A 23,381-nucleotide genomic window follows, 5' to 3' on the forward strand; every position below is an offset into this window, starting at 1 on the left:
TCCCAGTTCAGTCCTGCCCGGGCTCTCGCTGCTGCGTCGGCTGCGTCGGCTGCGTCGGCTGTGCGGGGTGCACGGGGTGTGCGGGGTGTGCGGGTCGGCCCGTGTGCCCTGCCGCCACGGCCGCGTCCGCCCGGGCCGCTGCCGCCCGCCGCCGCGGACGCACCAGCCGCAGCCAGGCCAGCAGGAGCAGGGCCGCGGCCGCCAGGAAGGGCAGCAGTGCGCCGATCGCGACGGCGATCCAGCGCAGCGTCGTCACGAAGGCGTCCCAGCCGCCCGCGAGCGCGTCCACGAAGCCCGGGTCGTCGTCCGCGGCGGCCCGGGCCACCGGCTTCTCGGACAGCGTCAGCGTGATCGTCGCCAGGCTCGTGCGGTCCTTCAGGGAGGCCTGCTGGGCGAGCAGCGCCTCCAGGTCCGCCTCCCGCCTGCTCAGCTCGCCCTCCAGGGTGACGACGTCGCCCAGCTTCGTCGCCCGGTCCATCAGCTCGCGCACCCGTGCGACGCTGGCCCGCTGCGAGGCGATGCGGCTCTCGACGTCGACGACCTGGTCCGTGACGTCCTGCGCCTTCGCCGTGCGCTCCAGGAGCTTGCCCGCGCCCTGGAGGGCGACCAGGACGTCGTCGTACTTCTGGACCGGGACCCGCAGCACCACACGCGTGTGCTCGGAGCCGTCCTCGTCCCGCGCGGTGGTCTCGTCGCCCACGTAGCCGCCCGCGTTCTCGGTGGTCGCGCGCGCCTCGTCCAGTGCCTTGGGCACGTCCTTGACCTGCACGGTGAGAGCGGCGGTGCGGATGATGCGGTCGGTCACCGGCCTGGTCCGCGGCGCCGCGGTCGCCTGGGAACCGCTCGCGCCCGCGCCCTCCTTCGCGTCCTGGGCGGCGCCGGCGTCCGCGGGGGCGGGTTCTCCGGCGGCGGGCCGGTCGGCCGAGCTGCCCGCGTCCTGGTCGCCCGAGCCGGCGCAGCCGGTGAGCGCGAGCGCCGCGGTCAGCAGGACCACGGCCAGCGCGTGGGCGGGCCGCGCGGCGGCGCCCCGCGCGGGCGCGCGGCCCGCCGAACGCCGGGCCGGGTGTGCGAGGTGTCGTGTGCGCATGTGGGTGTCCCCCCGAGGGTGTGACGACTGACGTTCCTTCGACGCCCGGGAACCCCGGAACGTTGGACCGGACCGGTTCCGAACAGGTCACGGTCGGGACGCGGACAGGACACCGGCCGGCTTCCGGGGCGCGCGGGACGGGGCTCGGCCGGGATCCCCCCGGGGCGCGGGGAGTGTCGGAGGGGTCTGAGAGAGTGGAGGACATGAGCGCAATGGGTACGGTCGCCGGGCAGCACGTCGTCGTGGTCGGAGCCGGGATCGCCGGGCTGGCCGCCGCCCACCGGCTGCTGCGGCGCGGGGCGCGGGTGACCGTGCTGGAGGCGTCCGACCGGGTCGGCGGCAAGCTGCTGCCCGGCGAGATCGCCGGGGTGCGGGTGGACCTCGGCGCCGAGTCGATGCTGGCCCGCCGCCCCGAGGCGGTCGCCCTCGCGCGCGAGGCGGGCCTCGCCGACCGTCTGGAGCCGCCCGCGACCGCCTCGGCGTCGCTCTGGACCCGCGGCGTCCTGCGCCCCATGCCCAAGGGCCATGTCATGGGCGTCCCCGGCACCGCGGCGGCCCTCTCCGGCGTCCTGTCCGACGAGGGCCTCGCACGCGTCGAGCGCGACGCCGACCTGCCGCCCACCGAACTCGGCGACGACGTGGCGGTCGGCGCGTACGTGGCGGCCCGTGTCGGACGCGAGGTCGTCGACCGCCTCGTCGAGCCCCTGCTGGGCGGCGTCTACGCGGGCGACGCCTACCGCATCTCGATGCGCTCGGCCGTCCCGCAGCTCTTCCGGGCCGCACGCGCGCACACCTCGCTGACCGAGGCCGTGCGCGAGATCCAGCGCACGGCGGCGGCCGCCCCGCAGACCGGCCCCGTCTTCATGGGCATCCGGGGCGGGGTGGGGTCCCTGCCGCTCGCGGTCGCCGCGTCCGTCGAGGCGGGCGGCGGCGAGATCCACACGCGCGTGCCGGTCACCGCGCTGCGCCGCGACCCCGCGGGCGGCTGGCGCGTCACGGCGGGGGGGCGCGAGCTGCGGGCCGACGCCGTGGTCGTCGCCGTCCCCGCCCCGGCCGCGGCCGCCCTGCTGGCCGCGGAGTGCCCCGGCGCCGCAGCCGAACTGCGCACGGTGGAGTACGCCTCCATGGCCCTGGTCACCCTCGCCTACCGGCGCGCCGACGCCGCCCTGCCCGAGGGCAGCGGCTTCCTCGTCCCGCCCGTCGACGGGCACACCGTCAAGGCGTCCACCTTCGCCTCCCAGAAGTGGGGCTGGATCGCCGACCAGGACCCCGGCACGGTCGTGCTGCGCACCTCCGTGGGCCGCCACGGCGAGACGCGGATCCTCGACAAGGACGACGCCGACCTCGTCGCCGTCTCCCGGCACGACCTGCGCGAGGCCACCGGCCTGACCGCGACGCCCCTGGAGACCCGCGTCACCCGCTGGACGGACGGCCTGCCCCAGTACCCCGTCGGCCACCACGCGCGCGTGGCCCGCATTCGCGAGCGGCTGGCCGCGCTCCCGGGCATCGCGGTGTGCGGCGCCGCGTACGACGGTGTGGGCATTCCCGCCTGCGTGGCGAGCGCCGACGCCGCGGTGGACCGGCTGGCCGGCGACACGGGCACGGCGGAGCGGCTCACGGCCGACCCGGTGCAGAGTCTGCACGGCGGAGCGGGAGAATGAGGACCATGAGTGACGACGCCTCCACCACCGAGCCCGGCAGGATCCCGAACAAGGGCAAACTCGCCAAGGACCTCAACGAGGTCATCCGCTACACCCTGTGGTCCGTCTTCAAACTGAAGGACGTGCTCCCCGAGGACCGCGCGGGGTACGCCGACGAGGTCCAGGAGCTGTTCGACCAGCTCGCCGCCAAGGACGTGACGATCCGCGGCACCTACGACCTGTCCGGCCTGCGCGCCGACGCCGACCTGATGATCTGGTGGCACGCGGAGACCAGCGACCAGTTGCAGGAGGCGTACAACCTCTTCCGCCGCACCCGGCTGGGCCGCGCGCTGGAGCCGGTCTGGTCGAACATGGCGCTGCACCGTCCCGCCGAGTTCAACCGCTCGCACATCCCGGCGTTCCTCGCCGACGAGACGCCCCGCGACTACGTGAGCGTCTACCCCTTCGTCCGCTCCTACGACTGGTACCTGCTGCCCGACGAGGACCGCCGCCGCATGCTGGCCGACCACGGCAAGATGGCCCGCGGCTACCCCGACGTCCGGGCCAACACCGTCGCCTCGTTCTCGCTGGGCGACTACGAGTGGATCCTGGCCTTCGAGGCCGACGAGCTGCACCGCATCGTCGACCTCATGCGCCACCTGCGCGCCTCCGAGGCCCGCAGGCACGTCCGCGAGGAGGTGCCGTTCTACACCGGCCGGCGCAAGTCCGTGGCCGACCTGGTCGCCGAACTGGCCTGACGCCCGGCCGGGCGGCCCGCGCGCCTTCGCTGCGCCCGGACGCCCGGCGCCCCGGCGTCAGTGCCCGGCGTCCGGCTTCGGTTTCGGCTCCGCGCGCCCCGCGCAGGCGGCGCGCCGAGCCGGCAGCCGGCCCTCCAGCAGATACGCGTCGAGATGCGCGTTGACGCACCGGTTGGGCCCGCCGGCGATGCCGTGGGTGCCCGCGTCCCGCTCCGTCACCAGCACCGAACCGGACAGCCGCCGGTGCATCTCCAGGGCGCCCGCGTAGGGCGCGGCCGCGTCCCGCTCGGCGGCCAGGATCAGCGTCGGCGGCAGCTCGCCCGGCCCGGTCCGCACGTCGAGCGGCCGCTGCCGGGGCGCCGGCCAGTAGGCGCACGGCAGGTTCGCCCACACGTTGTCCCACGTCTCGAAGGGGGCGACCCGCGCGAGGCGCGTGTTGTCGCGGTCCCACACCCTCCAGTCCGTCGGCCAGGGCGCGTCGTTGCACTCGACGGCCGTGTACACGGCGTTGGCGTTCTCCGCCTCGGCGGCCGCCGCCCGCGCCGGAGCGGCCTGCGCGATCAACTGCTTGGGATCGCCCTTCAGGTACTCCGACAGGGCCTGCGCCCGGCCGGGCCAGTAGTCGTCGTAGTACGCGGCCTGGAGGAACGCGCCCTGGAGCTGGCCGGGCCCCACCGTGCCGCCGGCCGGCTCCTCGGCCAGCCGGGCGCGGGCCCGCTCGTAGCTGTTCAGCACCTCGTCCGCGGTGTCGCCGAGGCCGTACACGTCGTCGTGCGCGGCGATCCACTCCCGCAGGTCCGTCCAGCGGCTCTCGAACGCCGCCGACTGGCCGAGGTTGTTGCGGTACCAGATCTGCGCGGGGTCCGGGTCCACGGCCGCGTCGAACACCATGCGCCGCACGTGGGAGGGGAACAGGGTCGCGTAGAGCGCCCCGAAGTAGGTGCCGTACGAGGCCCCCATGAACGTCAGCCGGTCCTCGCCGAGCGCCGCCCGCAGCACGTCCAGGTCCCGCGCGTTGTTGAGCGAGGTGTAGTGCCGCAGGGCGCTGCCCGTCCGCGTCGCGCAGCCCCGCGCGTACGCCTTCGCCTGGGCGATGCGCTCCTTCTTGTACGACTGCGAGGGATGGTCCGGGGCGGGGGAGGGGCCCTTGAAGAAGCGCTTGGGGTCCTGGCAGGACACGGGCGCCGACCGGCCCACGCCGCGCGGGTCGTAGCCGACCAGGTCGTACGCGGCCGCGATGCGCTTCCACTCCGGCAGCAGTCCGATCAGCGGGAAGTACCGGCCGGAGCCGCCGGGACCGCCCGGGTTGAAGACCAGCGCGCCCTGCCGGGGCACCCGCCGCTTGCTGTTGTGCGGGTCCCGGCCGGTGGCGGGCGCGCGGCTGACGCTCAGCTTGATCTGCCGGCCGTCGGGGTGGGCGTAGTCGAGCGGGACGGCGACCGTGCCGCACTGCATGGCGCCCGGCAGGTCCTGCGCGTCGGAGCACTTCCCGAAGGCGACGCCCTCGGCGGCGGCCCGCGCGGCGGCGAGCGCCACGCCGGGGGCGAGTGCCCTGCCCGCGGTGAGCGTCCCGCCCGGGGCGAGCGTCCTGCCCGCGGCGACGGGGCCCGCCGGGGCGACCGGGACGCCGGGGGCGTCGGCGTGGGGGAGCCCGCTCGCCGGGACGGCGGCGAGGGCGGTCAGGAGCAGGGCTCCTGCGGCCGAATGGAGGGCGGCGGCTCGCATCGGGTGTCCCTTCGGTGCACGGCGGCGACACAAGGGATGGTTGGTTCGGCCCAGGGGGAAGGCAAGCACCACCGGCGGGTGTCGGCTCCAATGCCCCCTGTGCGCCCCCCGGCGATGAGGCGCGCCCCGACGCGTCCCGGTCGTGCCCGTGCCGTCGCTCCCGGCCGCTTCCCGTTCGTGCCGTGCCGTGCGGTGCCGTGCCGCTCGCGTCGGGCCACGGCCGCCCGACGTCCGGCCCCTCGTCCCGCGCGAGGGTTCGGACACGGGGGTTCAGGCCGCGGGGTTCAGGAGCCGGGCGGCGGGCTCGCGGTGGCCGGCGGGAGCGTGTAGGCGGGGGACGGGGACTCCGTGAGCGGCACGACCGGGCCGGGGCCGGTCGACGCGGTGGAGGCTCCGGGGGAGCCGGCGGCCGGTGGCGTGCTGCCGGTGGCCAGGTCCTGGGCGACCGCGTCGAAGTCGACGTATCCGGTGGCCTCGAGGACCTTGATGTGGTCCAGCACGGTGGTGTTGGCGTCGTCGGCGAGGGCGCGCACCAGCGAGTTGCGGGTGCCGGCCCGCACCTGGGCGACGAGTGAGAAGACCCGGCCGTGCGCGACGCGCAGGATGTTGGCGAACGCGCGGTCGTACTGCTCGCCCCGCGCCGCGTCCAGCTCCGCCAGCCAGCCCCGCTGCTGTTCGCCGGGCTCGTCGGGCAGTGTGAGCCCGAGCTGCGCGGCGACGGTGCGCACCCGCTGGTCCAGGAAGGCGTGCCCCTCGACGAGGTGCGCGCCGGCGGTCCGCACCGCCTCGGTCGTGCCCTTCGTCCGCGCCTGCCGTCCGGCGGGCAGCTCCCACAGCCCGGCCAGCCGCACCTTGGCGACGAACTCCTGGTCCAGCGCGGACAGCGGCCCGTACTGGGTCGCCACGGCCTCCGCCTTCACCACGTTCGCGCCGGCGCCGGCCGGCTGGCCGGAGTACGACCAGACCGGGAAGATCAGCGCGGCGAGGGTCGCCGCCAGGCCGGTGAGGATGAGCCCGGTGCCGCTGAAGATGCCTCTGCCCTGGATCGGGGGTCGCGGGCGCATGGTGCCTCCTGCTCGCGGCACTGCACACTAGTGCGCTTCGGTTGCGGGACTGGCATATTACTGCGCCGGTCCCGTCAACTGCCGTACAGGGGCGAAGTCTTGCATCATCCGCATATCGGGCGAAAGCGGGGAGGTGAAGCGTGGGATTAACCGGGGCGAAACGCCCGCAAACGGCGGCGACGGCGGCCGTCCGCCGTGGCGGCGCGGGCGGTGTTAACCCCGGCACATTCCGGACGCGGCGGCCCTCCGGCGGCGTCCGGCGGTCGTCGGCCCCGGATCGGCCCCGGATGGTGCGTCTCAGTGCCGGATCAGGGTGCGTCCCACCCGGCGCAGCCGGGACGTCCGCCGGGGTGCGGGGCCCGAGCGGTCCAGCCACCAGCGGCGCAGCTCGCGCCGGGGCCGGCCCTGTGGCGAACGGCCGCTCAGCAGCGTCTCCTCGGCGAAGTCGAGGGCGTCCTGCCGGTAGCCGCCGCGCATCGGCCGCCGCTGGGCGTACGCGAGGAAGGCGGCGCGGTAACCGCTCCCGAGGATCAGCGGCAGCTCCGGCGCGACCTTCGCCACGACGTCCGCCCGCTTCGCCGCCAGTGCCCGCGCCTGCACCCCGAGCCGCACCCGGTCGAATCCCTCGGGGACCGGCGTCCCGGCGACCAGGGCGGAGAGCAGCGCCGCCTGGGCGAGCCCGAGGCGCAGCCGGGCCGCCTCGGCGACGGGCTCGGACTCGGGCTCGGGCTTGGTTCCCGGGCCGACGGGCTCGGCGGGAGCGGCGGTAGCGGCGGGCGCGGGGAGCGCGGCGGGCGCGGCGGCATGTGTGGCCATGGCGTCGGCGGCGGCGCCGACGGCGGCGAGGAGGGCGGTGCGGGCGGGCGGTTCGCGCGTCACGCCGTGCGCTCCCGGGCGCGACACGGCCAGCGTGCCCGGACTCCGGGCCGCCCCTGCCCCGACGACCTCCCTGATGGCGGCCAACTCCCTTTCCAGGTCGGCCGGTTCGGGGAAGTCGTCGTCCCGCTCCAGCAGCACTCCCGGCGGCCGCACACGGGACGCGAGGTCGGTCAGGATGTCGAGGACCGGCCGGGGCACCGGATGGGCGTGGCTGTCGTGCCAGACGCCGTCCCGCTCGAAGCCGCCCGCCACATGGACGTAGGCGATGGCCTCCAGCGGCAGCTCGGCGAGCGCCCTGGCGGGGTCCTCGCCCCGGTTGACGTGGTTGGTGTGCAGGTTAGCGACGTCGACGAGCAGCCGTACGCCCGTGCGGTCCGCCAGTTCGTACAGGAACTGGCCCTCGGTCATCTCCTCGTGCGGCCACGCCACGAGCGCGGCGATGTTCTCGACGGCGAGCGGCACGGGCAGCGCGTCCTGCGCGATGCGCACGTTCTCGCACAGCACGTCGAGGGCGTCCCGTGTGCGCGGCACGGGCAGCAGGTGGCCGGCCTCCAGCCGCGGGGACGCCGTGTGGGGGCCGCCCGCCCGGACGAACGCGATGTGCTCGGTGACCAGCGGCGAGCCCAGCGCCTCGGCCCGCTCGGCGAGAGCGGTGAGCCGGCCCTGGTCGGGCCGCTCGGCGTCGCCGAGCCCGAGCGAGACGCCGTGCGGGACGACGGTGACCCCGCGCTCGCGCAGCCGCAGCAGGGAGTCGGGCAGATGCCCGGGACACACGTTCTCGGCGACGGCCTCGACCCAGTCGATGCCCGGCATCCGTTCCACGGCGTCCGCGATCTCCGGCCGCCAGCCGATCCCCGTCCCCAGTCGCATCATGGTCCCCGCCTCCTTCGTTCCCCCTGCGTGGTGACGGGGGTATGGCCCCGCCGCCGTCCGCCGAACCGCCCGGGCCTTCCCTTCAGAGCAACATTTGAGGTTCGGGCACGGGACGGGCGCGGGGGTCAGCGGGAGCGGAGGGCGGGATGGTCCGCGACGACGGTGCAGCTGCCCGGGGCGATCTCGGTGAAGCCCGCGTCGCGCACCAGCGGCAGTCCGGCGGCCGTCAGCTCGCGCCACCGCTCCCGGTCGGCGGTCCGCACGGCGAGCGGGAACCCCGCCTCGCGCCAGGCGGCCCGCTCGTCGTCCGACAGCTCCCACCAGGCGAGTTGCGCGCCGTGCCCGGTCTGCGCCATCGCCTTGCCCGCCGACATCGCGACGTCCGGGCTCAGCCACAGCACGACCGTGCCCGGCTCGACGTCCGCGGGAGGCTCCGGGTCGTCGAGATCGGTGCCGGACACCTGGAGCTTCGCCAGTTCCTTCGGCCATCCGTCCAGCGGGACGGGCGGGAACACCCGTACCTCCGCCGACTTCCCGGTGACCGTGATGCCCGGCAGCTCGCCGGCCCGCCGCCACTCGGCGCCCCGGGCCCGCCGCACGACCTTGCGGATGCGGGCGTCCTGCCAGTCGCGCATGACCCGCGCCCATTCGCCGTCCCCGACGGACCGCTCGTCGGCGAGCATCACGAGGACGGCCCGTGCGGCGGTCTCCAGGGCGTCGGTCCGGGCCGGGGGCGCGGACTTCTCCACCCGCACGACCAGCGGCAGCACGAACTGCGGGGCCTCGTCACGGGGGTTCGGCTCGGTCTGAAAGGGGCTCTCGCTCACAGCCGCAGGCTACGTGACCCGGTGTTCTCCGCGGCGGGCCGCCCGCCCCCGCCGCGGCTCCCTCCCCCCGTCCCCCTTTCATTGGAACCGGAACGCGGTGCTCCTGCGCGAGGATGTGCCGCATGGAACGCGATCTCCGCCTCGACGGCGTGGGCCGCCGCTACGGCCTGCGCGGCCCCTGGGTGCTGCGCGACGTGTCCGTGGCGCTGGCCCCCGGCAGCCTCACGCGTGTGGAGGGCCCCAACGGCAGCGGCAAGTCCACGCTCCTGCGCCTCCTCGCCGGGATCGACGCCCCGACGGAGGGCAGGGTCACGGGCCGCCCGCGCACCGCCTACGTCCCCGAGCGCTTCCCCGCGGCCCTCCCCTTCACGGCCCTGGGCTACCTGACCCACCTCGGCGCCGTGCACGGTCTGCCGCGGGCGTCGGCCGAGCGCGTCGCGCACGAGTGGCTGGACCGCTTCGGCGCGTCCGCCCACGCCCGCACGCCCATGAACCGCCTCTCGAAGGGCAGCAGCCAGAAGGTCGCCGTCGCGCAGGCTCTCCTCGCCGAGCCCGGGCTGCTGGTCCTGGACGAGGCCTGGACCGGACTGGACACACGGGCGCGGGCCGAACTGGAACGAGCGGTCGCCGAGCGCACGGCCGCCGGCGGGGCCGTCGTCTTCGTCGACCACGACCCGCGCCGCCTCGCCGGCGCCGCGGACGCCGTCCACACGGTGTGCGACGGCGGCCTCCGGAGCCGTCCCGACGAGCCTGCCGCGGCGCCCGACGGCCCGTACACGGTCATCGAGGTGCAGGGCGAGGCCGGCCCGCTCCCCGCCGAGGCGCTCCGGCTCGCCGTCCGCACCGAGGAGAGGGACCCGACGAACCGCATGGACCGCATGGAGCGCATGGACCGGATGGACCGGAGGGAGCAGATGGACTCGACGGACAGGGCGGACGGGGCGGATCCCGCGGACCGGGTGGACCGGTGGACGCACCGGATCACCGTCCCGGCCTCCCACTCCGACGTCGTGCTGCGCGCTCTGCTGACCGCCCGCCCGCCCTGGCACGTGGCGAGCGTCCGCCTCGACGGGAGCCGTCGATGACCGCCCTCCTGCGCTACCAGGCCGCCCTGCTGGTGCGGTCGCAGCGCTGGCTGCCCCCGTTCCTGCTGTACGCCGTGTTCCTCGGCGTCGGCGTACAGGGCGGTCAGCCGCTGCTGGACTCGCTCGGCTACGCCGCCGCGTTCCTGCTGCCCGTGGCCGCCTGGCTGGTGCGGATCTGCGTCGCCGGCGAACCCCCGGCCGCCCGTGCCGTGGTCGCCGCGGCGGCCGGTCCGGGCCGGGCCCACCTGGCCGGCGTGCTGGTCGCGCTGACGTCGGCCGCGGTCCTCGGCACGGCCGCGACAGCGGTCGTCACCCTGATCAGCGACCCCGTCGGCAGCGACCACCAAAAACGCGTTCCCGTCCTCGAAGCGGCGAGGGCCGGCCTGCTCGCCGTGCTGACCTGCGCCCTGCTCGGCGCGGCCGTCGGCGCGCTCACCGCCTGGCCCGTGCTGCGCTCGACCGGCCGCGCGGTGCCCGCGCTGCTGCTGGCGGCCCTGCTGGCGCTCGTGGTGAGCGGTTCCCCCGCGCACGCGGCCGTCAGCGGCCTGGTCGGCGGCTCCCACACGGCGACGGTCCACACGCCGGTCCTGCCCCTGGCCGCGGCCCTCGTGCTGAGCGCCGCCGCCGTCGCCGCGGCCTGCGCGCTCACCTCCCGCCGGTCACCCTGACCGGGAGCGGGAGTCCCGCGACGCAGTGGGCGGGGAGCGTCTCGCGGGCCGCCGCGCGGCGGGTGACGGACGACGGCCGCACGCGGCCGCTCACCCGGAGCAGGCGGTCCGCTGGGCCTCCTGCCACTCGCAGACCGGGCACAGCGTGATCCCCTTGTACGACTCCGGGTATTCGGTGGGCTCGCGGCACAGCACGCACTCCGCGTACGGCGGCCCGTCCGCCGTGGGCGGGGTCGTCGCGTCGATCAGGCAGTAGTCCCGGTCACGGTCCTGGTCGGTGTCGTCGCTCATGCCTCCAGCGTACGAAAGGGCGGCTGCGAAGGGCGGCTGCGAAGGGCGGCTGGGAAGGGGCCGCTGCGAAGGGCCGTCGCCCATGACGGGGACGGGCCGCGCGCCTCAGCGCCGGGCGCCCGCCGTCCCGATCAGCTCCGACACCTTGACGAACCGGTACCCCCGCCGGCGGAGCTCCGGCACGACCTTCCGGACCACCTGCTCGGTCGTCGGGGCGGCGCTGCGCGTGCAGTGCATGACGACCACCGAGCCGGGCTTCACGCCCTCCAGCACCTGGCGCGCCACGGCGTCGGCGTCCGTCGCGAAGGCGTCCCCGCTCACCACGTCCCACTGCACGGCGGTCACGCCCGTGCCGCTCACCGCGCGCAGCGCCCGCCGGTCGTAGCAGCCGCCGGGGAAACGGAAGTACGGCATCGCGTCCGGCACGCCCGCCTTGCGCAGCGCGGCGTACGCCCGTTCCACGTCCGCACGCATGCGGTCCTCGGGGACGGTCGGCAGGCCGTAGCAGTCGCCGGTGAAGGCGTAGTGGCTGTAGGAGTGGTTGGCGACCTCGAACAGGGGGTCGCGGCCGATGGAGCGGGCCTGGTCCGGGTACTCCTCCGCCCAGCGGCCCGTCATGAACACGGTGGCCGGCGTCTTCAGCGTCCGCAGCGCCGCGATGAGGGCGGGGTTGTCGAAGTGTTCGCCCGCGGCCGCCCGGCCGCCCTCGTCGGCGGTCATGTCGGCGTCGAAGGTGAGGGCGACGGTCCTGCCCGCCGCATGGGGCGCGTTGCGGAAGACCGGGGTGAGGCCGGCCGGTCCGGGGGCGAGCGTCGGAGGGCGGGAAGGGGCGGCGGGGGCGTGGGGGCGGGGCGTGGACGGGCGGCTCGGGGAGGCGGACGCGGGAGGCGAGCCGGTCGCCCCGGACGCCCGGGGGTGCTGCGCGGTTCCGCAGGCGGCGAGGGCGCCGAGGGCGGCGCCGAGCGCGCAGAGCGCGGCCAGGCGGCGGCATACGGGAGTGATCATCGTATGAAGATATGAGGAATGCGCTCACATCCGCGCAGCCACCCGAGCGGGCCCCGGCCGGTCTCACCCGACCGGCCGCCCACGCCGCCCGGCCGCCCGCCGCCGGGGCCCGCCCCGGCGCGACCGCGGCTGTCGCCGCCGCCCCGCCGCGACCGTCGCTATCGCCGCCAGGGTCCCGTCACCGCGAACGTCGTCCCCGGGGTGTAGCAGTTGACGAACATCGTGCCGCCGTCCGGGGAGAAGGTGACGCCCGCGAACTCGCCCCACTCGGGGGCCTCGGGCGTTCCGATGTTCTGCCGGCCGCGGGCCATCGCGTACACCTCGCCCGTCCTGGTCACGCCGAAGACGTGCTGGGCGCCGTTGCCGTCCTCGCACACCATCAGACCGCCGCTCGGGGCGAGGCAGATGTTGTCGGGAGACTCCCCGGGGAGCTGTACGTCGGTGTCCGGGCCGAAGAGGACGACGAGGGTGAGACGGCGGCGCTGCGGGTCGTAGCGCCAGATCTGACCGAAGTGGTCGGCCGCCGATCCGTCCGCACCGCGCGCGAACGAGGAGACGAAGTACACGCACTGCCCGCCCCAGTAGCAGCCCTCCAGCTTCTGGGCGTGCGTGATCCCCTTGGGGCCGAAGTCCTGGAGCCGGACCGGGGTCTGTACGGCGAGCGGGTCCGGCACGTCGACCCATTCGATGCCGTCGAAGACGGCGCCGGTGGTCCGGACGGAGGACAGGTCCGCCACCCCGGGGACGCGCATCGCCTGGAGCCGGCCGCCCGCGCGGAGGGAGCCCACCCCGCCCAGCGGCCTCTCCGGGAGGAAGCGGTAGAACAGGCCGAACGGCTTGAGGAACGCGTCCTCGGTCTCGTAGACGACGCCCCGGTGCGGATCGACGGCGATCGCCTCGTGCTGGAAGCGGCCCATCGCGGTGAGCGGGACGGCCCCGGTGCGGCGCGGGTCCGACGGGTCGACCTCGAAGATGAAGCCGTGGTCCTTCGTGTACCCGTTCGTGCCCGCCTTGTCCTCGGTCTCCTCGCAGGTCAGCCAGGTGTGCCAAGGGGTGGGCCCGCCCGCGCAGTTGACGGCCGTGCCGGCGACGGCGACCCGCTCGGAGAGCACTCTGTTGTGGGAGTCCAGCGTCAGGGCCGTACAGCCGCCCTTGCCCTCCGGGTCGTAGGTCAGGCCCTCGACCGTGGGAACGGGGTGCGCGGCGGCGGGGCGGTTCTCGTGGTTGCGCACCAGGTGCACCCGGCCGCCGCGGGCCGGCAGCGCCGTCATGCCGTCGTGGTTCGAGGGCACCGGGCCCTCACCGGACCGCAGGGGGTCGCCCTCGCGGGACAGCACCCGGTAACGGAACCCCTTCGGGAGGTCGAGCAGGCCGTTCGAGTCGGGCACGAGGGGGCCGTAGCCGGTGTGCCCGAGGCCCTGCGCGGACGCCGTTCCCGCGAAGAGGTCGCCGAGCGCGCCGGTGAACGCGATCCCCACCCCCAGGGCACCGCTGCCGGCAAGGATCTGACGTCGTGTCGCGGACATGGGAAAACCTTCCTGCTGGCGGACAGGAACTGTGATCCCGCTGTGTCTATCACTCGCACCGCGCGCCGGGAACCACGCCCAGGGCACGTGTCACGCGTCGTCACCCACGCGCGGGGGCCGCGCGTCCTCGGGCGGCGGGGGCGGGGACGGCTGCCCGGCCCCCTGCGGTGAACGCCCCGGCGGCGCTCGCCGCGCCGGTCGGGCCGGCCGCACCGATGGCCGCCCCTGCCGGGCCCGCCGGGCCTACTGGTCGGGGTGGAGCGGCCGAACCTGCTGATCGGGCTGGAGCGGCCGGGCCTGCTCATGTGGCTGGATCTGCTGATCCGGCTGGGCCTGCTGAGGCGGTGGGGACGGCTGGGCCGGCGGGTTCGGGGGCGTCGGCTGCCCCTGTTGCTGGGCCTTCTCCAGGAACCGCAGCAGTTCCACCGGGAACGGCAGGACGAGGGTGGAGTTCTTCTCGGCGGCGACCGCCACCACCGTCTGGAGCAGCCGCAACTGCAAAGCCGCCGGCTGCTCGGACATCTCCTTGGCCGCCTCGGCCAGCTTCTTCGAGGCCTGGAGCTCGGCGTCCGCGTTGATGATCCGGGCCCGGCGCTCCCGGTCCGCCTCGGCCTGGCGGGCCATCGAGCGCTTCATGGTGTCGGGCAGCGACACGTCCTTGATCTCGACGCGGTCGATCTGCACGCCCCAGCCGACGGCCGGGCTGTCGATCATCAGCTCCAGACCCTCGTTGAGCTTCTCCCGGTTCGACAGCAGGTCGTCCAGCTCGCTCTTGCCGATGATCGAGCGCAGGGACGTCTGGGCCATCTGCGAGACGGCGAAACGGTAGTCCTCGACGTTGATGATCGCGGCGGCGGCGTCCACCACCCGGAAGTACACGACGGCGTCGACCCGCACGGTCACGTTGTCGCGGGTGATGCCCTCCTGGCCGGGGATGGGCATCGTCACGATCTGGAGGTTGACCTTGCGCAGCCGGTCCACGGCCGGGACGACGAGGGTGAGCCCCGGCGGGCGGACGTCGCCGTGCAGCCGGCCGAGGCGCAGGACCACTCCGCGTTCGTACTGCTTGACGACCCGTGCCGCGGCGGCGAGGTACACCGCGCCCCCGGCGGCGACCGCCGCGGCCGCGCCCAGCAACTCCTGGAGCATGACGACCTCCTCGCAGAGGTTCGTGACAGCGGCGCTGTCCGCTCCCACCCACGATATGCCCGCCGTCCGGCCCGGGGCCACGCCCGTGCCCCGGACCGCACGGCGGATCCCGCCGGCGCTGTGCGCGCTACCCGGTCGTGGCCGGCTGCCGGGCCTTCACCGGGTCCGCGACCGGGGCAGGCTCGGTGACCTTCACCGGCTCGGTCCCGACCGCGCTGTGCCGCTCCGCCCAGGTCTCCAGGGCCGTGCGGCAGGCGTGGTCGAGGTGGTGCAGGCCGGACAGGTCCACCTCCACCGGGCGGTCCTGCGGAAGCGCCTCCAGGCTGTCGAGGATCTTGGGCAGGCGCAGGAAGGTCGCGTTGCCCGACAGATACGCCTGGACCGGGCCCGCGCCCTTGTCGACGATGTCCAGCCTGAGGTGGGAGGCCTCCCAGGCGGTCTTGACCACGGCCAGCGCCAGACCGATGAGGACGCCCTCGAACATGCTGACGGCCACGATCGACACGGCCGTGACGACGAGGATCAGCGCCTCTCCGCGGTGCTCGCGCCACAGTCCCGCGACCGTCCGCACGGGCACGAGCTTGGCGCCCGCGTGCACGAGGATCCCGGCCAGCGCCGGGAGGGGGATGTACGCCAGGGCGGACGGCAGCAGGGCCGCGAAGAGCAGCAGCCACACGCCGTGCAGCACCCGGGACGCCTTCGTGCGCGCGCCCGCCTGCACGTTGGCGGCGCTGCGCACGATCACCGCGGTCATCGGCAGCGCGCCGAGGAGGCCGCAGACCGTGTTGCCCGCGCCCTGCGCCATCAGCTCCCGGTCGTACTCGGTGCGCGGACCGTCGTGGAGCCGGTCCACGGCCGCCGCGCTGAACAGCGACTCGGCGGACGCGATCAGCGTGAACGCGGCGATCGTGCCGAGCAGGCCGATGCTCGCCAGGTCGCCGAAGGCGCCGAGCGGCGGCGGCTGGAGGGAGCCCAGCAATCCCTGGACCTCGACGGTGGCCACCGGCAGGCCGAGCAGCAGCGCGGCGAGCGTCGCCAGGCCCACCGCGGCGAGCGGGCCGGGCACGATGCGCACCCTGGCCGGGAGCCGCTTCCACGACACCAGCACGGCGACGGTGCCGGCGCCGAGCAGGAGGGAGGCGGACGCGGTGGTGTCGCCGGCCGCGTCCACGAGCGCCCCGGGCAGTCCGGCGATCTTCTCCAGCCCGGAGTCGGGGGCCTTGCCGCCGACCATCGAGTACAGCTGTCCGGCGATCAGCACCAGGCCGATTCCGGCCAGCATGCCCTCGACGACCGAGACGGAGATGGCCCGGAAGTAGCGGCCCAGTTTCAGTGCGCCCATGGCGAGTTGCAGCACGCCCGTGGCGAGGACGATCACGCCGAGGACGGGCAGGCCGAACTCCCGCACCGCCTCGTAGACCAGCACGGTCAGGCCGGCCGCGGGACCGGACACCTGTAGGGAGCTGCCCCGCAGGAGTCCGGTGACGATGCCGCCGACGATGCCGGTGACCAGTCCGAGTTCGGCCGGGACGCCGGAGGCCACGGCCACGCCCACGCACAGCGGGAGCGCGACCAGGAAGACCACGAGGGATGCGGCGAAGTCCTGCCTGAGGTGGGGGAACCGGGATATTCGCCCGGTGGCGCCGTCGTTCGTCGCGGCGTTCACAGGGCCTCGAAGCCGTCGGTGTCGACGCGGTGCTCGCGCACGGCGCCCGTGTGGACCTCGTAGTACCAGCCGCGGACCCGGATCGCGCCGTCGGCCAGCCGCTTCTCCACGCACGGGTAGGACCGCAGCCGCAGCAGCTGGGCGAGCACGTGGTTCTGCACGGCCCGCATGACGGTCGGGTCGTCGGGGTCGGCGGCCCCAGGTTCGTCCGCCGCGTGCGCGAGCCAGTCGCGTACGGCCGGGACGGCGTCGAGGTCGTCGCCGCGCACCAGCGCGCCGACGGCGCCGCAGTGCGAGTGGCCGCAGACCACGATGTCGCTGACGCCGAGCACCTCCACGGCGTACTCGACGGTGGCCGCCTCGCCGGTGGGGCGGTCGGAGACGTAGGGGGGCACGATGTTGCCGGCGGTGCGCAGTTCGAACAGCTCGCCGGGGCGGGCGCCCGTGATCAGCGCGGGTACGACGCGCGAGTCCGAGCAGGTGATGAACAGGACCTGCGGCGACTGGCCGGCGGCGAGTTCGGCGAACTCCTCAGGGCGCTGTCCGAACGTGCGGGCGTTGTCGATGAGGGGCTGCATGACGTGGTGACTCCTCCTGGCGCGCCGTGGGGGCGCGTCGGATGTGCAGGACACAGGACAGGTGGGGGATGTGCTGTTCTGTTCCGCCCGCTCAGCAGCGGAAGACCTGGAGTCCGGCCGGGGTGTGGGCCGCCGAGGATCTCGACGGGCGATGGTGGCGGTCGACGGGCCGGGGCGGCTGGTGCGCCGCCGCCGGGTCCAGCGACAGCTGGGTGCGCTCCGGCTCCTGGGGCGCCGACGCCGCCGGGGAGTTCGTGGCGGCGCGGTTGCGGTCGCGGCTGCGCAGGGGGCCGCCGGGACCGCCGGAGAGGTCGCAGTCGCGTTGCGTGACGGTCTCCTCACGCATCGCCTTGCCGGAGGGTGTGAATCCGGGCTTGGCCTTGGCCTCGGCCTGACGCATCGTGTGCGCGTGTGCGAAGACCGGCGTGGGAGCGAAGAACGGGAGGGCGAGCAGGACGGCGGCGAGGATCGAGATCACCGTGCGGCCCGTCGTGCCACGGAACATGCGCCTCCCTCCTCACGCTGGACGTCTCTAGCCCGGACCAACGCTTGGTCAACGACTGGTCAAGAAACACGTTAACCCTGCGACGTTGTTTGCAGGGTTAACTCCACGTTTCCAGAAGAAGTGCGCCTCAAAAAAGAGGCACGGGTGGCGAGAACCGGCTCTTGACCCCGCTGCCCGTGATCGTCTACCGGGCCTCGACGAGCCGTCCGGCGTCGCGGGCCAGCGCGGTGAGGCGGGAGATCGCGCGGAAGTACTTCTTGCGGTAACCGCCGTTCAGCATCTCCTCGCTGAACAGCCGGTCGAACGGGAGCCCGGACGCGAGGACGGGGACCTCGCGGTCGTAGAGCCGGTCGGCCAGCACCACCAGCCTCAGCGCCGTGGACTGGTCGGGCACCGGACGCACGTTCGTCAGGCAGACCGCCCTCAGGCCGTCCGTCAGCGCGCCGTACCGGCTCGGGTGGACCTTGGCGAGGTGCTCCAGCAGATGCGGGAAGTCGTCGAGCGAGGCGCCCTCGGTCGCGTACGCCGCCTTGGTGACCTGCTCGTCGGAGAACGGAGCCGGGGCATCCGGCAGCCCCCGGTGGCGGTAGTCCTCGCCGTCGATGCGCAGGGCGCGGAAGTGCGCCGACAGCCCCTGGATCTCGCGCAGGAAGTCGGCGGCGGCGAACCGGCCCTCGCCGAGCTTGCCGGGCAGGGTGTTGGACGTCGCGGCGAGCGCCACGCCGGCCTCGACCAGCCTGCCGAGCAGCGTCGACACGAGGACGGTGTCCCCCGGATCGTCCAGCTCGAACTCGTCGATGCACAGCAGGCGGTGCCCGGACAGGGTGCGCACCGTCTGCTGGAAGCCCAGGGCGCCGACCAGGTTCGTCAGCTCGACGAACGTGCCGAACGCCTTGAGTGCGGGCTCGGCCGGCGTGGCGTGCCACAGGGACGCCAGCAGGTGGGTCTTGCCGACGCCGTACCCGCCGTCGAGGTAGACGCCGCGCGGTCCGGCGGGCGTGCGGGGCGCCTTCGCCCGGCCGAGGCCGAAGAAGCCGCGCCTGGCCGCGCCCGTCGCGTGGGCCCCGCCCAGTCCGCCCGCGAAGTTCTCCAGCACGCCGACCGCCTGGGTCTGGCTGGGCTGGTTCGGGTCCGGGAGGTAGGTGCTGAAGCGGACCGAGTCGAAACGCGGGGGCGGCACCATCTCGGCCACCAGCCGGTCCGCGGGGACGTGCGGCTGACGGGCGCAGAGGGACACCGGGGCCGCGTCGGCTATCGGACTGAGACCAGAGGCGGGAGAGGAGGACGACACGGTTCCCCATGCTACGGGGCGTGCCAGACTGCCTGACATGCGACGGCTGTTCCCTGTGACCGACCAGACAGTGCCGACCCGCTCCGGCGGGAGCCCGCTCGTGCCCTCCGGCGAGGGGGACGGGGCGGACCGGGACCGCGACCGCGAGTGGAGCCTGGACGAGCTGGCCGACGCCTACGCCTACCCGGAGCCCGCCCCCGGCTCCTCCCCGCAGTCCGGCCCCCCGCGGCGGCTGCCCTGGCTGCGGGCGAACATGGTGTCCACGCTCGACGGCGCGGCCCAGCACGAAGGGCGCTCGCAGCCCATCTCCACCGCCGCCGACATGCGCGTCTTCGGCACGCTGCGGGCGCTCGCGGACGTGGTCGTCGTCGGCGCGCAGACGGTACGCCAGGAGGGCTACCGTCCCGCACGCGCGCGGGCGGAGTTCGCCCGGCGGCGCGAGGCGGCCGGTCAGGGTCCCGCGCCGGCCGTCGCGGTCGTCACGGCCGGCCTCGGCCTGGACTTCTCCCTGCCGCTGTTCACCTCGCCCCTGGTGCCCACCCTGATCCTGACGGGCGCCGCCGCCGCGCCCGACCGGATCGCTGCGGCGGAGCGCGCGGGCGCGCGCGTGGTGATCGCCGGCGACGGCATGGGCGTGGAGCCCGACCGGGCGGTCGCCGCGCTCGCCGAGCTGGGACACACCCGGCTGCTGACCGAGGGCGGTCCGCGGCTGCTGGGGCAGTTCGTCGCGGCCGGGGTGCTCGACGAACTGTGCCTGACGATCTCGCCCATGCTCACGGCCGGCGACGCGCAACGGATCGCGGGCGGGCCGTCCCTCCCGGTCCCGCGGCGGTTCGTCCTGGCGTCCCTGCTGGAGGAGGAGGGCTTCCTGTTCGGCAGGTACCGACGGCCCTGACGCCGACGGCGGGTCCGGGCCGGCGCCGGGATCACGGATCGGCGGAATCACCCGTTCCGTTTCAATTCCGGCGGGCACACTGAGTTTCGCAGCCTCCCGTGCGAGCACGGGGAAAAATGGTTTCCGCAGGGCCGTGAGCGGCCCCCGGAGGACAGAGGGCCACGGGGGTCCTCGAAGGAGAATGGGGCGCTGGTGTTCACAAGCGTGTTGATGATCGAGAAGGCCCTGACGTCCGCCGACGTGGAGTTCGTCACCACCTTGCACGGGGACGATCCGGTCTCCTTCCACGTGCTGCTCCAGCCGCGGGGCGACCAGGCGGACCGCCTGCTGCGGGCCATCGACGACGTCGCCCTCGGCGAACTCGACGAGGCGGCCAGGGAGAACGAGACGCCCGAGGGCGAGGAGGCCAAGGGCTTCGGCGCGCGGGCCCTGGAGGTGTCCCTCCAGGCGCTGCGGGCCTCCGGCAGCCCCGCCGTGGGCCGGCTGGTGGAGGACCATCCGCTGGACGCCCTGAAGGCCCTGGTCGCGGAGACCGGGGCGGACGAGGTGATCGTCCTGACCGACCCCCACTACGTGGAGGAGTTCTTCCACCGCGACTGGGCCTCCCGCGCACGGCACAAGGTGGGCGTGCCCGTGCTGAAGCTGTTCTCGCACAGCAAGGCATAGCGCGCGGACCCGGCCGGGGCCCGGGCCGCGCTCCCCGCGGCCCGGGTCGGCCCCGGCGGCCCCGGCCCCATAGGGTGGGGGCGCACTGGACCGTCGTAGCGCACCTTGGGAGACAGCACATGGCACCCGGCCTTCCTACCGCCATGGACCGACCGCACTTCATCGGCATCGGCGGGGCCGGGATGTCGGGGATCGCGAAGATCCTGGCCCAGCGCGGGGCGAAGGTGGCGGGCAGCGACGCCAAGGACTCGGACACGGCGGCCGCGCTGCGGGCGCTCGGGGCGACCGTGCACATCGGACACGCGGCCGCGCACCTGGCCGACGACGCCAGCTGCGTCGTCGTGTCGTCGGCGATCCGCGCCGACAACCCGGAACTCGCCCGCGCGGCCGAACTGGGCATCCCGGTGGTCCACCGCTCGGACGCGCTCGCCCGGCTGATGGACGGGCTGCGTCCCATCGCCGTCGCCGGCACGCACGGCAAGACGACCACCACGTCCATGCTGGCCGTGTCGCTGTCCGCGCTCGGGCTGAACCCGTCGTACGCGATCGGCGGCGACCTGGACGCGCCCGGCTCCAACGCGCTGCACGGCGACGGCGAGATCTTCGTCGCCGAGGCCGACGAATCGGACCGCAGCTTCCACACGTACGCGCCCGAGGTCGCCATCGTCCTCAACGTCGAACTCGACCACCACGCCAACTACGCCTCGATGGACGAGATCTACGAGTCCTTCGAGACCTTCGCCGGGAAGATCGTGCCCGGCGGCACGCTGGTGGTCACCGCCGACCACGAGGGCGCCCGCGAGCTGACCCGGCGCGTCGACGGCGTCCGGGTGGTGACGTACGGGGAGTCCGCGGACGCCGACGTGCGGATCCTCTCCGTCGTCCCGCAGGGCCTCAAGAGCGAGGTGACCGTGGTGCTGGACGGCGAGGAACTCACCTTCACGGTGTCGGTGCCCGGCCGCCACTACGCGCACAACGCGGTCGCCGCGCTGGCGGCCGGCGTCGCCCTGGGCGTCCCGGCCGCGGAACTCGCCCCGGCGCTCGCCGCGTACACGGGCGTCAAGCGCCGGCTCCAGCTCAAGGGCGAGGCGGCGGGCGTCCAGGTCGTGGACTCCTACGCCCACCACCCGACCGAGATGACGGCCGACCTGGAGGCGATGCGCGCGGCGGTCGGCGACGCCCGCATCCTCGTCCTGTTCCAGCCGCACCTGTTCTCCCGCACCCAGGAACTGGGCACGGAGATGGGACAGGCGCTGGCCCTCGCGGACGCCTCCGTCGTCCTGGACATCTACCCGGCCCGCGAGGACCCGGTACCCGGCGTGACCAGCGCCCTGATCATCGACGCGGCGCGCGCGGCGGGCGCCGACGTCACCGCCGTCCACGACAAGGACGAGGCGCCGTCGGTCGTCGCGGGAATGGCGAAGGCCGGTGATCTCGTTCTCACCATGGGCGCGGGAGACGTGACCGACCTGGGCCCGCGCATTCTGGACCGTCTTTCGCAGTGAGGGGCTGAGGCTCATGTCGTACGACGTCGAAAAGCCGGACGAGCAGTGGCGGGCGGAGCTGACGCCCGCCGAGTACGCCGTCCTGCGCCAGGCGGCGACCGAGCCCGCGTTCACCGGTGAGTACACCGACACCAAGGCCGAGGGCGTCTACTCCTGCCGGGCCTGCGGCGCGGAACTGTTCACCTCGGGCACCAAGTTCGAGTCCCACTGCGGCTGGCCGTCCTTCTTCGACCCCAAGGACACCGACGCGGTGGAGCTGATCGAGGACCGTACCCACGGGATGGTGCGCACCGAGGTCCGCTGCGCCCGCTGCGGCTCCCACCTCGGGCACGTGTTCGCGGGCGAGGGGTACGCCACCCCGACCGACCAGCGGTACTGCATCAACAGCATCTCGCTGCGGCTCAGGGAGAACGGCGGGGGCTGACGCCACCGAGCGGCGAGCCGCGGGCGGCCACGAGGACTGCCGGCGCTCACAGCAGCTTGCGCTGCACGAGCGCCGACAGCACCAGCATCCCCGGCAGCAGCGGCACCCAGACCGTCAGCGCCCGGTAGCCGATGACCGTCGCCGTGGCCAGGGGCAGCGGGGTGCCGTACCCGGCCAGGGTGAACACCAGGGCCGCGTCGACCGGGCCGATGCCGCCCGGCGCGGGCACGGCGCCCGCCGCGGTGCTCGCCGCCAGGAACGCGAACAGCAGCTGCGGCCAGGACATGGGCACGCCCAGCGCGGTCCCCACCGAGGCCACCACGCCCGCCTGGAGCAGCGGGGCCGCGACCGCTCCGCCCCACAGCGGCAGAACGCGGCCGGGGCGGGCGTGCAGCAGCCGGGCGTCGGTGAGCGCGGCGCGGACGAAGTCCAGGGCGGGCCGGCGCAGCGGCCGTACGAAGGCGTAGAGCGCGGCGGCCGCCAGGGGCGCCAGCAGCAGGCCGGCGGCCGCCAGGACCAGCGTGCGGCCCTGCGGCAGGAGGCGGACCGGGGGCGCGGCGGAGGGCGCGGCGAGCACGAAGACCAACACCACCGGCGTCTTGGCCACCGCTCTGACCAGCGAGTACAGGGCGATCGAGGCGGTGGCGCGGGGCAGCGGGACGCCCTGACGCAGCAGGAACCGGACGGTGACCGCGTGGGCTCCTATGCTCGCCGGCAGCACGTGGTTGGCGGCGCCCGCGGCGATCTGCGAGGCCACCAGCGGGCCGGTCGGCAGCCGTTCCCGGATCGCGCCCTGGCGGACGCACGCGGCGGCCACCGCGCCCAGGTAGGTGAAGAGCAGCCCGACCAGCAGCCACCACGGATCGGCCCCGGCCAGCCGGACGGCTCCGTCCTGCACGGCACGCCGGTCGAGCGCCGCCCACACGGCGAGCAGCAGCAGCGGAAGCAGGACGACGGCCCGGCGGGCCGCGGTCACGCCCGGAAGGCGGCGGCGGACGTCCTCGCGCGGCGGCGGCTGCGCGTGCGGGGCCGCGGTCTCGTCCAGGGGCAGCAGGGGCACGGCGCACGTCGTCCTTCCGCGTCGTGACCGCGCGGCGGCGGTGCGACGGATCGGGGGCGAGTCTCACGAGTCTGCGCAGGGGACGGCGGAGTGCTTCCCCTCCGGTGTGACGGTGCGGTGTCCGACAGCCGACGGAGCGCGGGCCGAACGGCGACCGCGGTGCGATGACGCTGCGGTGGTGCGGTGGTGCGGTGGTGCCGGGGTGGTGCGGTGG

At 74.8% G+C, this 23,381-nt stretch carries 22 protein-coding genes; 8 read left to right on the top strand and 14 right to left on the bottom strand.

Going from position 1 to position 23,381, the window contains the following annotated elements; all coding sequences use genetic code 11:
* Window positions 1-7: 7 nt before the first annotated feature.
* Window positions 8-1,087: a DUF4349 domain-containing protein gene (locus tag OG802_RS27520; RefSeq protein WP_329414672.1), complete on the bottom strand. Its 1,080-nt coding sequence runs from the start codon at window positions 1,085-1,087 to the stop codon at window positions 8-10.
* A gap of 203 nt (window positions 1,088-1,290) precedes the next feature.
* Here OG802_RS27520 and hemG point away from each other — a divergent pair, with 203 nt between their 5' ends.
* The gene (gene hemG / locus OG802_RS27525; RefSeq protein ID WP_329414674.1) at window positions 1,291-2,748 is read left to right on the top strand and encodes a protoporphyrinogen oxidase; all 1,458 of its coding nucleotides are present in this window, start codon (window positions 1,291-1,293) and stop codon (window positions 2,746-2,748) included.
* Window positions 2,749-2,753: 5 nt separating this feature from the next.
* Window positions 2,754-3,485 carry a hydrogen peroxide-dependent heme synthase gene (gene hemQ, locus OG802_RS27530; RefSeq protein ID WP_329414675.1) on the top strand — a complete coding sequence of 244 codons (732 nt, stop codon included), beginning with the start codon at window positions 2,754-2,756 and terminating at the stop codon, window positions 3,483-3,485.
* 57 nt (window positions 3,486-3,542) lie between these two features.
* On the opposite strand, the gene OG802_RS27535 is transcribed toward hemQ, so the two are convergent.
* The 4 genes from OG802_RS27535 to OG802_RS27550 all read right to left on the bottom strand — a co-directional run bounded on the left by OG802_RS27535 (window position 3,543) and on the right by OG802_RS27550 (window position 8,853).
* Window positions 3,543-5,210 (bottom strand): alpha/beta hydrolase, encoded by a 1,668-nt coding sequence (locus tag OG802_RS27535; RefSeq protein ID WP_329414677.1) that lies wholly within the window; start codon window positions 5,208-5,210, stop codon window positions 3,543-3,545.
* Between the two features lie 284 nt (window positions 5,211-5,494).
* Window positions 5,495-6,274 (bottom strand): DUF4142 domain-containing protein, encoded by a 780-nt coding sequence (locus OG802_RS27540; protein ID WP_329414679.1) that lies wholly within the window; start codon window positions 6,272-6,274, stop codon window positions 5,495-5,497.
* Between the two features lie 297 nt (window positions 6,275-6,571).
* A complete protein-coding gene (locus tag OG802_RS27545) occupies window positions 6,572-8,026 on the bottom strand; it encodes a DUF692 domain-containing protein (protein ID WP_329414681.1) in 1,455 nt (484 codons plus the stop codon).
* Between the two features lie 125 nt (window positions 8,027-8,151).
* On the bottom strand, window positions 8,152-8,853 hold the full coding sequence (locus OG802_RS27550) for an aminoacyl-tRNA hydrolase (RefSeq protein ID WP_329414683.1): 702 nt from the start codon (window positions 8,851-8,853) through the stop codon (window positions 8,152-8,154).
* 122 nt (window positions 8,854-8,975) lie between these two features.
* Between OG802_RS27550 and OG802_RS27555 the strand changes: the two genes are divergently transcribed.
* Complete coding sequence (locus OG802_RS27555; RefSeq protein WP_329414685.1) at window positions 8,976-9,938, top strand: ABC transporter ATP-binding protein; 963 nt, start codon at window positions 8,976-8,978, stop codon at window positions 9,936-9,938.
* The gene (locus OG802_RS27560) at window positions 9,935-10,606 is read left to right on the top strand and encodes an ABC transporter (RefSeq protein WP_329414687.1); all 672 of its coding nucleotides are present in this window, start codon (window positions 9,935-9,937) and stop codon (window positions 10,604-10,606) included. The genes OG802_RS27555 and OG802_RS27560 overlap by 4 nt, the downstream gene beginning before the upstream one ends.
* Before the next feature lie 90 nt (window positions 10,607-10,696).
* Here OG802_RS27560 and OG802_RS27565 read toward each other — a convergent pair whose 3' ends face one another.
* The 8 genes from OG802_RS27565 to zapE form a co-directional block, all read right to left on the bottom strand.
* A complete protein-coding gene (locus OG802_RS27565) occupies window positions 10,697-10,897 on the bottom strand; it encodes a hypothetical protein (RefSeq protein WP_329414690.1) in 201 nt (66 codons plus the stop codon).
* A 105-nt stretch (window positions 10,898-11,002) separates the two neighbouring features.
* Window positions 11,003-11,902 carry a polysaccharide deacetylase family protein gene (locus tag OG802_RS27570; RefSeq protein WP_329414692.1) on the bottom strand — a complete coding sequence of 300 codons (900 nt, stop codon included), beginning with the start codon at window positions 11,900-11,902 and terminating at the stop codon, window positions 11,003-11,005.
* A gap of 158 nt (window positions 11,903-12,060) precedes the next feature.
* Entirely contained in the window at window positions 12,061-13,428 is a 1,368-nt protein-coding gene (locus tag OG802_RS27575) for an alkaline phosphatase PhoX (protein ID WP_329414694.1), read from the bottom strand.
* Window positions 13,429-13,671: 243 nt separating this feature from the next.
* Complete coding sequence (locus OG802_RS27580) at window positions 13,672-14,577, bottom strand: slipin family protein (RefSeq protein WP_329414697.1); 906 nt, start codon at window positions 14,575-14,577, stop codon at window positions 13,672-13,674.
* Window positions 14,578-14,704: 127 nt separating this feature from the next.
* A complete protein-coding gene (locus tag OG802_RS27585) occupies window positions 14,705-16,243 on the bottom strand; it encodes a SulP family inorganic anion transporter (protein ID WP_329414699.1) in 1,539 nt (512 codons plus the stop codon).
* On the bottom strand, window positions 16,240-16,821 hold the full coding sequence (locus OG802_RS27590) for a carbonic anhydrase (RefSeq protein ID WP_329414702.1): 582 nt from the start codon (window positions 16,819-16,821) through the stop codon (window positions 16,240-16,242). Before OG802_RS27590 ends, OG802_RS27585 begins: the two co-directional genes overlap by 4 nt.
* A 91-nt stretch (window positions 16,822-16,912) precedes the next feature.
* Entirely contained in the window at window positions 16,913-17,326 is a 414-nt protein-coding gene (locus tag OG802_RS27595) for a hypothetical protein (protein WP_329414705.1), read from the bottom strand.
* Window positions 17,327-17,510: 184 nt separating this feature from the next.
* Window positions 17,511-18,617 carry a cell division protein ZapE gene (zapE, locus tag OG802_RS27600; RefSeq protein WP_329414706.1) on the bottom strand — a complete coding sequence of 369 codons (1,107 nt, stop codon included), beginning with the start codon at window positions 18,615-18,617 and terminating at the stop codon, window positions 17,511-17,513.
* Window positions 18,618-18,654: 37 nt separating this feature from the next.
* On the opposite strand from zapE, the gene OG802_RS27605 reads away from it, so the two are divergent.
* The 4 genes from OG802_RS27605 to msrB all read left to right on the top strand — a co-directional run bounded on the left by OG802_RS27605 (window position 18,655) and on the right by msrB (window position 22,107).
* Complete coding sequence (locus OG802_RS27605; protein ID WP_329414709.1) at window positions 18,655-19,512, top strand: pyrimidine reductase family protein; 858 nt, start codon at window positions 18,655-18,657, stop codon at window positions 19,510-19,512.
* A gap of 192 nt (window positions 19,513-19,704) precedes the next feature.
* Window positions 19,705-20,178 (top strand): indole-3-glycerol phosphate synthase, encoded by a 474-nt coding sequence (locus OG802_RS27610; protein WP_329414711.1) that lies wholly within the window; start codon window positions 19,705-19,707, stop codon window positions 20,176-20,178.
* Between the two features lie 119 nt (window positions 20,179-20,297).
* Entirely contained in the window at window positions 20,298-21,683 is a 1,386-nt protein-coding gene (murC, locus tag OG802_RS27615) for a UDP-N-acetylmuramate--L-alanine ligase (RefSeq protein ID WP_329414712.1), read from the top strand.
* A gap of 13 nt (window positions 21,684-21,696) precedes the next feature.
* Window positions 21,697-22,107 carry a peptide-methionine (R)-S-oxide reductase MsrB gene (gene msrB, locus OG802_RS27620; RefSeq protein WP_329414714.1) on the top strand — a complete coding sequence of 137 codons (411 nt, stop codon included), beginning with the start codon at window positions 21,697-21,699 and terminating at the stop codon, window positions 22,105-22,107.
* 46 nt (window positions 22,108-22,153) lie between these two features.
* On the opposite strand, the gene OG802_RS27625 is transcribed toward msrB, so the two are convergent.
* Window positions 22,154-23,167 carry a lysylphosphatidylglycerol synthase transmembrane domain-containing protein gene (locus tag OG802_RS27625; protein ID WP_329414716.1) on the bottom strand — a complete coding sequence of 338 codons (1,014 nt, stop codon included), beginning with the start codon at window positions 23,165-23,167 and terminating at the stop codon, window positions 22,154-22,156.
* Window positions 23,168-23,381 lie beyond the last annotated feature (214 nt).

It is taken from the genome of Streptomyces sp. NBC_00704, from assembly GCF_036226605.1.
GTDB lineage: Bacteria > Actinomycetota > Actinomycetes > Streptomycetales > Streptomycetaceae > Streptomyces.